Origin of the sequence: Brasilonema octagenarum UFV-OR1, assembly GCF_963888615.1 — a bacterium.
Lineage (GTDB): Bacteria > Cyanobacteriota > Cyanobacteriia > Cyanobacteriales > Nostocaceae > Brasilonema > Brasilonema sennae.
Genome location: NZ_CAWPKW010000300.1, coordinates 23,363 through 37,015, shown reverse-complemented (window position 1 = coordinate 37,015; position 13,653 = coordinate 23,363). Strand labels below are relative to the sequence as shown.

Here is a 13,653-nt window from a genome sequence, read left to right as displayed (position 1 = left end):
CGTCAGGGCGGGGTGAGGTGTAACTCATGAATGCAATGCGCGTATCAATCAAATTCTTACCACAAATCTAATCAAACATTTTTCAATAATCCTGCTAAAAACCTCACCCCCATCCCCTCTCCTTACTAAGGAGAGGGGTGCCCGTCAGGGCGGGGTGAGGTGTAACTCATGAATGCAATGCGCGTATCAATCAAATTTTTAGCAAAAATCTAATCAAACATTTTTCAATAATCCTGCTCCAATCGCTCCTAATATAAGTACGCCAAACACCAACCGATACCAAATAAATACCCAAGTGCTTCGATTTTTTAAAAAGCGTAACAACCCAGCGAGCGCCATATAAGAAAATATTCCAGCAGAAAGGACACCAACAACCAAAGGAACTATCCCTGCACCTCCTAATCCTTCTTGAAAAAGATCTTTGCACTCAACTAACCCAGCTAAGGTAATAGCAGGCATACCCAACAAAAAGGAAAACCTAGCTGCTGTCGCTCTTTCTAAACCAATAAACAACCCTGCTGTCAAGGTAGAACCAGAACGAGAAACACCAGGAATCACAGCTAAAGCTTGGGCTAATCCCATGAATATCCCATCTGACATTGCTAGTTGATTAAATTCCCGCTTTCGTGTTCCAATTTTTTCTGCTATCCCTAATAAGAGGGACATGAAAATTGAGGCAGTTGCGATCGCACCCAAACTCCGCAACGGTGAATTATCATAATCCGGAATTAGCTTTTTGATTAGAAGTCCAAAAAAGATAATGGGCAATGTTCCGATGAGAATTCCCAAAGTGACGCGAAAGTTGTTGTCTTGGTAGTCAGAACGGGCGATTGCTTTTACTGCTCCTGTGACAAGTTGCGTCAAATCGCTCCAGAAATACCACACTACAGCCGCAATACTCCCAAGCTGAATCACTGCTGTGAAAGCAACTCCTGGATCACCCCAACCAAGAAGTACAGGCACAACTTTTAAGTGTGCGGTACTACTAATAGGCAGAAATTCTGTAGCTCCTTGTACAAATCCTAAAACAAGAGCCTGAAAAATATTCATTTGTTGCACGCCATCCGCTGTAGTTGGTTCAGCGCTAAGAACTTTCATCGGTTCTGCGACAACGGAGATAATCGCGGATGCAACGCTTAAAAACAATAACAATTGACGTTTTGATAGAGCCATTCCTTTATTCATGCTCACTGTCTTTACAACCCATTACACAAATAGTCCATAGACAAACCCGGAGGCAAAATACTTTTTGCTCTTTGTGCTGCACGCAAAAACATCTGTAGTCATCACCCTTATTAGTTTGCAGTCGCTTCAACGAAGGGAACCTCCGCAAAAAGCTGCTCACTTCACAGTCTGGAGCCTATTCTCTCCAAAATACAGAAATACGTAAATGAAATGCCCACAACATTAACACATTCTTAATTCTTGGATTAAGCTAGTATAAAATGCCCCCCTAGGGGATAGATGTTGTGATATCTTAAATAACATAAAGATAAGTAACAAATATTAAAAACATTGGTTAACAATACTTTGTCCTCTTACGTTGCTTCTACTACTACGATTCAGCGAACTCAGCCAACGAAAAGCGCTAATGTTGGTTTGTTGTGGAAAGTTGCCCTCCAACCGGCGTGGTTAGTCTTTGCGGCGGCGGTGTTTCTGGTTTCTGTGCCTGTGTTTATTGAAACGCCACTCGGGCGATCGCTTCCGTGGCTGAGTTTAGCTCTAACAGCAGGTTGGATATGGTTAAGTTTTAAATTAATGTCGCATTCCTCTACGTATGTTTGGGGAGATTTGCTTTTAGGATTCAGTTGGAGTTGGCTTGCAGGCTCAATTTATTGGGGCTGGTTGCGCTGGGAACCGTTATGGCATTTACCCGTTGAGTGTATAGGTTTACCGTTTGCCTTGTGGTGTCTGAGTCGGAACTGGGGCAAAATCGGTAACTGGTTTTATTTAGGTTCTTTATTCGGTACAGTATTAACCGATGTGTATTTTTACTTAGTAGATTTAATTCCTTATTGGCGGCAAATCGTGCAAGTAGAATCAACATTGGAGGCGACACCAATTTTACAAAGTGCTTTAACACAAGTCCAAACGCCTTGGGGACAAGCTTGGGCGCTAACTCTCGCCATAGTCTTGTTAACGGTGGGGCTTTTGTCTTTATCTGGGAAGCAGCGGCATTGGTACGCTTTTAGTGGAGCGGTTTTGAGTACCATTTTGGTAGACTGCCTATTTTTACTGGCTGCGGTTTTTGCGTAAATATCAGCGTACCAAAGCTGGAGATTTATTTTTATGGATTTCCCTCAGAGTATTGGCAAGTCCTCAAGTCTTACTCCTGTTTCTATGCGCCCTTGGCGCACGCTGCGCTAACGTGTGCTTTGCGTCTATGTCCTGCGGACACGCTGTGCTAACGCGGTTCATTCCAATAGGTATTCTTCGAGCGGGAAGGGAGTAGTTGAGTTAAGGGCAGCACTGGGCGATCGCCCTTCTTTGCCCAGAGGATTTTCCTCCAGAAAACCCTCTCCCTGAGCGAACGCGATCGCGTGCGCTTTGCGCGTGTCCGCTCTATGGCAAAGTGCACGCTCCACAGGAATGTATCGCCTGCATCACCTCATAGCTGTTCACAATCATCGCTCATTCCTGATAAGTTAATTTTATGAACGCTATCAGTTCTTTAAATGTAAACTTTTATTGACCTTTTTTAACAAAATTCTTATACTTGTTTACATAACTTAAAAATACAAAAAACAAAAAACAAACCAAAAAAGCTACGTATATTTGTTACCGCTCTAATTTCGCTTGTATTGGGCGTTAGCTAAAAGTTTTAGATTTTGGAATCAGGACTCATTGACATTTGGACTTCTCCTCCTAGCCTCGGTTGGTTTCACCGAGGTTTTTTGTTGTGATTGGGCGATGCTCGATTCACGTAGCGTACTTAAGGCTTAGCCGCAGAGTTTCCAGACTTCTCCAAGATACAGCCAGGGGAGTGTCACTCGCCCTTCGGGCTCAAATTCAAAGTATGCCCTTTGGGCATATTTTGAATTTTGAATTCAAAAAAGGTCAATTGGATAATGGCTACAATTAGTCTACCTGGTTAATCAAGCTCATATTTAGTCAAATTGCGATTAGCGAAGGCGTACCCAAAGGAGCGGTACGCCAAGAGCGCGTCTGTTGCTTTGCGCAATCGCACTTGCAAAAATAGATGAGGCGATCGCCTCTACAGAAGCGATTGCCCGTTAGCGCAGCGTGTCCGTAAGGACTCAGGGCAGACGCCAGAGGCGTATCGCATAAATTTCCACTACAGCTAAGTTCTATCCCATCAACGAATGCGCCTTATCTACCACAACGTTAAGCACATGATGAGTGAAGGGAAGGCTATCAACAACCATGCCTACACACAACAACATCATGTATGAGATGGAATACAGAAATAATCCTTTAGCAAAATTGCGGTCTTCTGGATTGTGCAGTAGTTGCCAAGCTTTGTAAATAAAAACTGCCCCTAAGCTGACAGCAAGGACTCCGTAGATTACTCCACTGACGTGCAAAGGGTAAATCAATGAAAATGTTGCTGCTACTGTAACTAGGGTGTATAACCAAATCTGCCGCACCGTCGGCGTAGTTCCTGCAATTACGGGTAACATTGGTACGCCAACTTTTGCGTAATCATCCCGAATCATCAAAGCAAGAGACCAGAAATGAGGCGGTGTCCACAAAAAGACAATCGCAAATACTACCCATGCTGGCCAGCTTAAGGTACCAGTGACAGCAGCCCAACCAACTAATGCTGGAATTGCCCCTGCAGCTCCGCCAATAACGATATTTTGAGTGCTGTGTCGCTTGAGAAAATGCGTATAAATTATGACATAAAACACAATACCTGACATTGCTAGCAGTGCAGCTAGTAAGTTGGCAAATACGTAAAGCAACGTAAAAGAAATGACCGCTAAAGCACTTGCAAAAATCAGAGCATCGCGCGACTGTATTCTACCTGAAGGCAGAGGGCGATGACGTGTGCGCTCCATTTCATAATCGATATCTCGGTCATAGACACAGTTAATCGTCTGGCCGCTTGCAGCGGCCATTGTGCCACCAGTAAGTGTGACGAGTAACAACAATGGGTCTACTTCTCCCTTAGCTGCAATCCACATACTTCCAGCAGTGGTAATGAGTAGTAAAGGGATGATTCTAGGCTTTGTAAGCTGGTAGTAGCTTTGAATAACCTGTAGAAATGTTTGATGGTGGCGAGAGACATTAGTCTCAATCATTTTGGCACTATTTCCTTTTTTTCAAACCTAGATAACTGTTCACTGTTGACCCTTCGGGTTCGCCCTTCGGGTATCTCCTGCGGAGACGCTACGCGAACGCAGTCGCCTACGGAGGGAGACCCTCCTGCAGCGCTGTCTCACCAGATGCCTACGGAGGGAAACCCTCCTGCAGCACTGGACTCACTGTTCACTGTTCACTTGTGGTATTTGCGTTGATAATCACGCTGTTAGCGTTGATCCCACGGCTGTGAACCCAGTCGCGCAGTCCAAGAACCGTGAAACCCACTAAACTACCAAGCAAAGCTGCTCCTACAGCTTGGTGAGAGACAGTAAGTGGCTCGACTTGAAGATGTAACCGAAAAGTGGCAACTCCTATCAGGAGTTGTACAATAAGTAATCCACCAGCGATATTTGCTAGTCGTCGTAATGCAGGATGCAGTGCTGGTGTCCGCCATGAAAGAAATACCACTGCCAATGTTGCCACTGTTGGAGGCACTACGCCAGCGATATGACTATACATCACAGTACAAAGTTGGGATATGCCAAAGCATTGGTGTAGCGCCCAACGAGACCCGACCAAAGCACCTAGTAAACTTTGTAGATAAACCAAAATAGCTGCTGTTAAACCAACCCAAGGCAAGTTACCTACGTTTCCGGTTGGCTGGTAAGGGGTTAGTGCAGTGCCGATGACTAGTAAGGTCATGAAAAATAACAGCGCTGTTCCTAAGTGAGCGGTTACAATATCAAACCGCAAAAGTTCAGTTACCGTGAGTCCGCCCAAGACTCCTTGGAAAACTATTAAAAATAGCGCGAATGTGGATGCCCAAGGTAGCCATCTGGGTAAAGAGCGACGAGACCACCAGGACATTCCAACGAGTGCGATCGCGCTGACACCAATTAATGCCGCATCTAACCTGTGAAACCACTCCAAAAAAACCTGGAAATTCATTTGCTTGGTTGGCACCAGTTCCCCGTAACACAAAGGCCAATCAGGACAAGCAAGTCCAGCATTCATCACACGGGTGGCACTGCCTATTGCCATCAAAATCAAAGTGGCTATACACATTCTCCACACCAAGCGACGAATTCGTTCTTGTGGAGCCTGCGGCGGCGCAGTGGTTATGTTTTGTTGTTCTAGGACAAATTCGCTCATCTAAAGACACCTTTTGCCGCTCTTTTTGATTCTGTCTACGTTCTAAACATTTATCAGTACCGATCCATCTCCCACCCTAGCGTACAACTAAGGTTCGAGACTGGCTCTCCCTATACTGTGAATCACCATAGCCACTTTTTGCCCGAAGCTTTAGGGAATTTTTAAGTTGTGAGGATTGCGAAGAACTCAGAACCAGAATTCACATTGTTCCCATGAATAATGTCCTCAGTTTTACAAACCAGTGTGAATTATAAATGCAGCAGCTTTTCTCCTGACTCAATACGGGTTTCGTTTACTTGGTATCTGGCATTGCACAAAAATATAATCTCTTCTTAACCTCTTACACCCTTAGTTTCGGTCACAAAAAATTTCTCTAAGTTACTACTAGACCTCTCCAAAAATGGCTATGAAACCTTTACGAGGCTTGCACTAAAAATCGATTTTTGGAGAGGTCTACTGGAGGAGTTCTGAATTTTTTCCTAGTGTGGCATTCTTAATGATGCTAACCCATGCTAAAGTTTTTTTCCTGATCCACATCCACCCTGTGGCACATCTAAAAAATAGATTTTGTTCAAGATCCCAAAAATCAGCCTAAAAATTAATAAAATTTTCATGCCTTCCCCCAACTTATCTTTTAGGCTGGACTAGTGTAGTAAGTGAGTGAACTGCTCAGTCGAATATAGTAAAGCCGTTAACTCAAAAAAACCGTGAAAATCCCAAGTTCCATCTGGACATTACTTATTGGCATCGGGCTGACCCTAGTCAGTCTCTGGTACGGTCAAAATCATGGTCTACTACCAACAGCAGCTTCTGACGAAGCCCCGTTAGTAGACGGTTTGTTCAACGCAATGATGACCGTCTCCACTGGTATATTTGTGCTCGTAGAAGGTATCTTAATTTACTCTGCTATCAAATACCGTCGCCGTGCAGGTGACAATGCAGATGGTCCGCCAGTACATGGCAACGTACCATTAGAAATCCTTTGGACAGCAATTCCAACTGTTATCGTTATCGGTATTTCTGTTTACAGCTTCGACGTTTACAACGATATGGGCGGCTTTAGCCCCCACGCTATCCATGAAGCCCCAATGACCTCACAAGTCATGAACATGCCTGGGGCTGCGATCGCCGCAACTTTAAGCGATACTCCCCCCAGCACAGAACCTAACGAAAATCAAGAAAAATCTGATCAGGCAATGCAAGACCCTGCGACAGCAGCAGTCCGCAATGCTGACCAAATTCCCCAAAAGCGGAATGCCCCTGGTGTAGGAAGTGTTGCTCCTACCCTTGGACCGACACCTGAAAATGAAGGAAAACCACCCGCATTTGTGGTGAATGTCACCGGTTTGCAGTATGCCTGGATTTTTACCTACCCTGATACTGAAGTCACTTCTGGAGAACTGCACGTTCCCATCGGGCGCGAAGTGCAATTGAATATGACAGCCAACGATGTTATCCATGCCTTCTGGGTACCAGAGTTTCGCTTGAAGCAAGATGTGATCCCCGGTCGGCAAAGTGAGATTCGTTTTACACCCAACAAAGAAGGTGATTATACTCTCATCTGTGCCGAACTTTGTGGTCCTTACCACGGTGCTATGAGGACACAAGTTGTTGTTCAAAAGCCAGAAGAATTTGAACAGTGGATCCAAGAACAGGAAGTTGCTAGCGCTGAAGAACTCAAGCAAGCAGTTGCTGTTAATCCTGTGGATTTAACCCCAGATGAATTTCTCGCTCCTCATACCAGCCATATGGGAATTCATCCAGAAATGCTACATCAACTCCACAAGTAGTTATTAGTCATCAGTCATGAGTGATTCGCAACTGACTCCTGACGACTGACACCTTCGTTCTGACTCCTGACTTCTGACTCCTGAGTTCTAAAATTTTTATGACACAAGCACAGGTACAAGAAAAAGCCAATATCCCTGCTCTGGCTGAAGAACCAGAGATCAGACATTGGCGAGACTACTTTACCTTCAACACTGACCATAAGGTAATTGCGATTCAATATCTGGTCACCACGTTCATTTTTTACTGTATTGGCGGCGTTTTGGCTGACTTGGTTCGTACGGAATTGCGAACTCCAGACGTGGATTTTGTCAGCCCTGAAGTGTACAACAGTTTGTTTACACTGCACGCCACAATCATGATTTTCTTGTGGATTGTGCCCGCAGGCGCAGGATTTGCTAACTTCCTGATCCCCTTGATGATTGGGGCAAAAGATATGGCTTTTCCACGCCTGAATGCTGTTGCCTTTTGGATGATTCCTCCTGCTGGTTTGTTGCTGATCGCCAGTTTAGTGGTGGGTGATGCACCAGATGCAGGTTGGACTTCCTACCCTCCCTTAAGCTTGGTCACAGGTCAAGTGGGTGAAGGTATCTGGATTTTAAGCGTTCTATTGCTAGGTACGTCTTCGATTCTGGGGGCAATTAATTTCCTGGTAACTATGCTTAAGATGCGTACTCCAGGCATGGGTTTCTTTCAATTGCCTTTGTTTTGCTGGGCAATGTTAGCAACCTCGGCGCTGACTTTGGTCTCTACGCCGGTGCTAGCAGCTGGTTTGATTCTGCTCTCCTTTGACTTACTTGCAGGAACGGCATTTTTTAATCCGACTGGCGGTGGCGATCCGGTTGTGTACCAGCATATGTTCTGGTTTTACTCCCACCCAGCGGTTTACATCATGATTTTGCCCTTCTTTGGGGCGATTTCTGAGGTGATTCCGGTTCATTCCCGTAAGCCGATTTTTGGATATAAGGCGATCGCCTACTCTAGTTTGGCAATCAGCTTCCTAGGACTCATCGTCTGGGCACACCATATGTTTACCAGCGGTGTTCCTGGTTGGCTGCGGATGTTCTTCATGATCACTACCATGATCATCGCTGTACCCACGGGGATCAAAATCTTCAGCTGGTTGGCAACAATGTGGGGTGGCAAAATTCGCCTCAACAGTGCGATGCTGTTCGCCATAGGTTTTGTTGGCACCTTCGTGATTGGTGGGATCAGTGGCGTGATGTTAGCGGCTGTACCGTTCGATATTCACGTTCACGACACATATTTTGTCGTAGCACACTTGCACTATGTCCTCTTTGGTGGTAGCGTTCTGGGCATTTATTCGGCAATCTACCACTGGTTCCCCAAAATGACAGGGCGGATGCTGAACGAATTTTGGGGCAAGGTTCATTTTGCCCTGACAATCGTCGGTTTAAACATGACCTTCTTACCCATGCACAAGCTGGGGATGATGGGCATGAACCGTCGTATTGCTCAGTACGACCCCAAATTTACGTTTTTGAATGAAATTTGTACCATTGGTGCCTATATACTAGCGGTTTCCACATTCCCCTTCATCATCAATGCGATTTGGAGTTGGATGTACGGACCCAAAGCAGGTAATAATCCCTGGGATGCACTGACTTTAGAGTGGATGACAACCTCACCACCAGCGATCGAGAATTTTGATAAACCACCAGTTTTAGCGACTGGACCATACGATTATGGTTTGGAGAACACCAGAAAGGGTGTACCCCTGTCTGATCCCGATCCAGTCTTGTCTGCCGGTCCTAACTCGGTGTTACGCGCTGAACCTGACGAGTCATCTCCCGCTATCACTGCCGAGAAAGAAGAACGCTGATACATTATGAATGATGAATGCTAAAAAATTTTTTTACTCATCATTCATAATTCGTAATTCATAATTCAACGGAAAATTCATGCAAAGTCAAACAATTGACCCAGCAAAGACAGCCCTTAACCATCATCACACTGCTACCGCAGAAGCTCATCACGAAGAACATCCAGACCATCGCCTTTTTGGACTGGTTATGTTCCTGGTGGCTGAAGGCATGATTTTCATGGGGTTGTTCGGAGCATATCTGGCTATGCGTTCTACCGTACCTGTGTGGCCTCCAGAAGGTACCCCAGAGTTAGAACTATTGTTACCAGGAGTCAACACTATCAATCTAATTGCTAGCAGTTTTATTATCCACAATGCTGATACCGCCATCAAAAAGAATGATGTCCGGGGAATGCAACTCTGGTTCGGGATTACTGCTGCAATGGGTATTCTTTTCTTGGTGGGGCAAGTATATGAATATACCCACTTAGAATTTGGCTTGACGACCAACTTGTTTGCCAGCGCATTTTATGTATTGACTGGCTTCCACGGTTTGCACGTGACTCTGGGAGTTGTGGCAATTCTTGCGGTATTGTGGCGATCGCGCGGCAAAGGTCACTACAGCAATGAACATCACTTTGGTATAGAAGCCGCCGAAATCTACTGGCACTTCGTTGACGTGATTTGGATTATCCTTTTCTTATTGCTGTATCTGCTTTAAATATTGGTGATCAGTTTGTCACTTGACTCAATATACTGACTTACCCCCTGTAGGGGGTTTTATTTTTTTTAAAATATTCATCAAATTTTAACTTCAGCTTATTGGAATCTTAACTCCTAAATCTTATGCTCAATTGTGATAGGTAAAACAGTTATTCCTGGTGACGTTGCTTTTTAATTTTTGGCGTTGCTGCGCTCACCAACGCCCAAACCCATAGTTCCTATTGTCAAGGGGATGCCGACAATGGGAACAATAACAATTCAGTTCAGAAGAATCCCAATAATGAAAAGAATGAGTTGAATGATTCCCTGACCAATCTTGCCAACGACAAGCGTTCCGATGGCAGGAAAGAAGATGTTAATGATAATCCCTGAAAGTCTCGTGGTTATGAACAAATAACGACTTGGTTTGAATTGATACTTAAAACCAGACCAAAAATTATGTCCAACATCCCATCCGCACAATAAGCGTTCACCAAATGAACGCTTATTGTGTTTTTGTAACAAAAACTACTGAAATCACCGGATAATCCGACATTAACCAAATACTGGAAACAGGAAAAAACTAAATTTAGCGGAATTTGTTGGGATTTAGGCGATTACCAGTTTGAGGTTGAGACTGCTGAGTCTTAAGCGACACACCGTTACGGAGTTTTTCTCCTGTACCGCGATCAGCACGATCTAGAAAAGGTTTGAGATTGATGGGGTCTTTAGAAGAAACAGAAGGTTTTTTACCACCAAAAATATTTTGCCCCAAATTGGAGAGTTCGTTACCACCACTTGTATAAGTGTTAACGCCAAAAGTTTGCTGTCCGCTATCAGCAGATGCTAAGTTTTGGAAAACGCTATTACGGACAACATAAGGATCTTTTTCGGGGGGTACTGTCAACACAATGCGACAGTAAGGATTAGCTTCTGTGGTGACGCAGAGAATATTCTGTCTGTTCTCTATCGCTGTCTTCAGTTCCACTAAGCCATCTGGGCGATATGTTTCCAAGCGTTCGGCAATTGCTTGGCAACGCTGTTGTGAATCCCAGCCGCCACCCAAAGTCCTAGGACTCGCCCAAGGGAAGTATTGACCTGGTTGACTTTCTGGCTGGTACATCACGGTGTACTGACCATTGTAAGACTGACAGAAAAATCGATTACTGCTACTTATAGGTGATGAGGTATTTGTTCTGGTTGTACTGGAAGATCCATCTGTTTCTATTGTTCTTGTTCTAGTTGTTGTTGAGCCACCGCTTGCTGGTTGTGTTGGTACAACAATATCACCACCTCCACGACGAACTTGCCCAAATGCTGCTGCAGGACCTAGAACAAAGGATAAACTCACAGCACTCAAAAAAAGAAGTTTCACAGGTTGAGATAGCATAGACAGATCTAAAAAGCTGGTGAATTTGACGTTGGGAGTTAATAATTCCAGTGACGAAGAATCTTGTGATTTTGATTCTTCAATTCTGTGAATAGGGAACAGGGAGCAGGGAGCAGGGAGCAGGGAGCAGGGAGCAGGGAACACCCGAACGCTTAACATACACGAAGAGCGAAGCTTCGCAAAAATCTGCGGAGGAATCGTATATACCTGTTCTGTGTTACGTACACCACGGCTAGGAGTACAGCAATGGTGTGCCCCTAGGGTTTTTCCAATATGCCACTCAATGGAAATCTGCTATATTTGCGACAGCTTAAGTTATTTTTTGTAATTTTTAATGCCAAATTTAATACCAAAGCTGTCAAAATCGGAAAAATATCGTCGCACATAAGATTGCGATCAATAAAAAAAATCAAAGTCGCTGTTAAAATCCAAATAATTTATAAGCTAGAATTAAGCCCCTGACTTTTATGAGAGAAACTATCCTAGACGTTCGCAATTTACAAGTTGAGTTTTCGGGTGAGAGTAAAGGTGTCAAAGCAGTAGATGGGATATCTTTTGAATTACATCGAGGAGAAACTCTAGGAATAGTCGGAGAGTCGGGAAGCGGAAAATCAGTCACATCGCTGGCAGTTATGGGGTTGGTTCAAAATCCTGGTAGGATTAGTGGCGGTGAAATTTGGTTTCACCCTCAAGAGAATGGCGCACCGATCAATTTAGTGGAATTGCCTAGCGAGCAAATACAGATCCACAGAGGCGGCGACATTGCCATGATTTTCCAAGAACCGATGAGTTCGCTCAATCCGGTTTACACGATTGGGTTTCAGATAACGGAAGCTATTTTGCGACACCAGAGTGTTTCGGCATCTGAAGCACGACGAATGGCGATCGCCGGTTTGCAAGAGGTCAAACTCCTTCCTAGCGATGAAGCCCTCAAGGAACAGTATATCGAAACTTGGAAACAAACTTCCTTCGGTTCATCAACTCCAGACGAGCAAAAAATAGCACAGTTGGTGAAGCAGCACAAAGAAGCTATCCTAGAACGTTATCCGCATCAACTTTCTGGGGGACAGTTGCAACGGGTGATGATCGCAATGGCAATTTCTTGCAACCCACTGCTGCTGATTGCAGATGAACCAACCACAGCATTGGATGTGACGGTACAAGCAACGATCCTTGAGCTGTTGCGAGAATTGCAGCAGCGCCGTCAAATGGCATTAATTTTCATCACCCACGACTTAGGACTCATTTCAGAAATCGCTGATAAAGTCGCCGTGATGTACAGAGGCAAAATTGTAGAATACGATTCGGCGGCACAAATTTTTTCAAATCCGCAGCATCCATACACGAAAGGTTTAGTAGCTTGTCGTCCAACACTTAACCGTCGTCCCCAAAAACTGCTGACAGTTTCCGACTACATGAATGTGGAGGAAACGCCAACAGGAGATTTGATCATTGAAGAGAAACAACCTCAACAACCTGTGGAAGTGACAACTGAAGAGATAAATCAAAGGTTGCAAAGCTTAGAACACCAGCAATCTCTTTTGGAAGTCCGTGATTTGAAGGTTGGTTTCCCAATACGGGGGGCGTTTGGTGGCACAAAACGCTATTTTATGGCAGTCAATAGCGTTTCCTTTGATGTCAAAAAGGGAGAAACGCTGGGATTGGTGGGAGAATCTGGTTGCGGTAAAACCACCCTTGGCAGAACCTTGCTGCGATTAATTGAACCAATGAGCGGTCAAATTATTTTTGAAGGGCAAGATATCATAACCCTCAAAGGCAAAACGTTACAGAAGTTGCGACGAGAAATGCAGATTGTCTTCCAAAACCCCTTTAGTTCCCTCGATCCACGCTTCAAGGTTGGGGAAGCAATTATGGAACCTTTGGTGATTCACTCGATTGGTAACACAAAGCAACAAAGGCGAGAACGTGTCGCTTACCTCTTAGAACGCGTGGGTTTGAGTGCAGACGCGATGAACCGCTATCCGCATCAGTTTTCTGGTGGTCAACGTCAGCGGGTTTGTATTGCCCGTTCTTTGGCATTAAATCCTAAGTTTATTATCTGTGATGAATCGGTTTCAGCGCTGGATGTATCTGTGCAAGCACAAGTGCTAAATCTGCTCAAAGAATTGCAAGCTGAGTTTGGGTTGACTTATATCTTCATTTCTCACGACTTGAGTGTGGTGAAATTTATGAGCGATCGCATCTTGGTAATGAATCGCGGTGAAATCGTCGAACAAGGGACAGCAGAGAGTATTTACCGCGAACCCAAAGAGGAATACACCCAAAAACTCATCGCCTCAATTCCTACTGGAAGTGCTGAACGGGTGCGACAACGGCAAACTAGGGCGTTGTAAGAGGCGCGTTGATAACATACCTTATGATCCCAGAGGGTTTTGTCTGCCGCACTCAACTGACAAATCCCTCTCAAGTCAGAGGTAGATTCTATGTTGTGGCAGATGATTTTTTGCCTGTGTTTAAGTATGTTAATTAAAGTGAATAATAAAGCCATTTTTGCATAGCCCACAAGTAC

10 protein-coding genes are annotated in these 13,653 nt (G+C 44.6%); 5 read left to right on the top strand and 5 right to left on the bottom strand.

Annotated elements, in window-relative coordinates:
* Window positions 1-213 precede the first annotated feature (213 nt).
* Window positions 214-1,173: an undecaprenyl-diphosphate phosphatase gene (locus AC5590_RS26180; protein ID WP_169266274.1), complete on the bottom strand. Its 960-nt coding sequence runs from the start codon at window positions 1,171-1,173 to the stop codon at window positions 214-216.
* Between the two features lie 342 nt (window positions 1,174-1,515).
* Between AC5590_RS26180 and AC5590_RS26175 the strand changes: the two genes are divergently transcribed.
* Window positions 1,516-2,256, top strand: a complete 741-nt coding sequence (locus tag AC5590_RS26175) for a DUF3120 domain-containing protein (RefSeq protein ID WP_169266273.1) — start codon at window positions 1,516-1,518, stop codon at window positions 2,254-2,256.
* Window positions 2,257-2,414: 158 nt separating this feature from the next.
* Here the strand turns inward: AC5590_RS26175 and AC5590_RS26170 are convergent, their stop codons facing one another.
* The 3 genes from AC5590_RS26170 to AC5590_RS26160 form a co-directional block, all read right to left on the bottom strand.
* On the bottom strand, window positions 2,415-2,585 hold the full coding sequence (locus tag AC5590_RS26170; RefSeq protein WP_169266272.1) for a hypothetical protein: 171 nt from the start codon (window positions 2,583-2,585) through the stop codon (window positions 2,415-2,417).
* A 723-nt stretch (window positions 2,586-3,308) separates the two neighbouring features.
* Window positions 3,309-4,265 carry a heme o synthase gene (locus AC5590_RS26165; RefSeq protein ID WP_169266271.1) on the bottom strand — a complete coding sequence of 319 codons (957 nt, stop codon included), beginning with the start codon at window positions 4,263-4,265 and terminating at the stop codon, window positions 3,309-3,311.
* Between the two features lie 187 nt (window positions 4,266-4,452).
* Complete coding sequence (locus tag AC5590_RS26160) at window positions 4,453-5,418, bottom strand: COX15/CtaA family protein (protein ID WP_169266270.1); 966 nt, start codon at window positions 5,416-5,418, stop codon at window positions 4,453-4,455.
* A gap of 707 nt (window positions 5,419-6,125) precedes the next feature.
* On the opposite strand from AC5590_RS26160, the gene AC5590_RS26155 reads away from it, so the two are divergent.
* The 3 genes from AC5590_RS26155 to AC5590_RS26145 all read left to right on the top strand — a co-directional run bounded on the left by AC5590_RS26155 (window position 6,126) and on the right by AC5590_RS26145 (window position 9,752).
* A complete protein-coding gene (locus AC5590_RS26155; RefSeq protein ID WP_169266269.1) occupies window positions 6,126-7,208 on the top strand; it encodes a cytochrome c oxidase subunit II in 1,083 nt (360 codons plus the stop codon).
* Between the two features lie 98 nt (window positions 7,209-7,306).
* Window positions 7,307-9,049 carry a cytochrome c oxidase subunit I gene (gene ctaD / locus AC5590_RS26150; protein WP_169266268.1) on the top strand — a complete coding sequence of 581 codons (1,743 nt, stop codon included), beginning with the start codon at window positions 7,307-7,309 and terminating at the stop codon, window positions 9,047-9,049.
* Window positions 9,050-9,128: 79 nt separating this feature from the next.
* Window positions 9,129-9,752: a cytochrome c oxidase subunit 3 gene (locus tag AC5590_RS26145; protein ID WP_169266267.1), complete on the top strand. Its 624-nt coding sequence runs from the start codon at window positions 9,129-9,131 to the stop codon at window positions 9,750-9,752.
* Between the two features lie 570 nt (window positions 9,753-10,322).
* Here the strand turns inward: AC5590_RS26145 and AC5590_RS26140 are convergent.
* Window positions 10,323-11,123: a COP23 domain-containing protein gene (locus AC5590_RS26140; protein ID WP_169266266.1), complete on the bottom strand. Its 801-nt coding sequence runs from the start codon at window positions 11,121-11,123 to the stop codon at window positions 10,323-10,325.
* A gap of 467 nt (window positions 11,124-11,590) precedes the next feature.
* Between AC5590_RS26140 and AC5590_RS26135 the strand changes: the two genes are divergently transcribed.
* Window positions 11,591-13,477, top strand: a complete 1,887-nt coding sequence (locus AC5590_RS26135) for an ABC transporter ATP-binding protein (RefSeq protein WP_169266265.1) — start codon at window positions 11,591-11,593, stop codon at window positions 13,475-13,477.
* Window positions 13,478-13,653 lie beyond the last annotated feature (176 nt).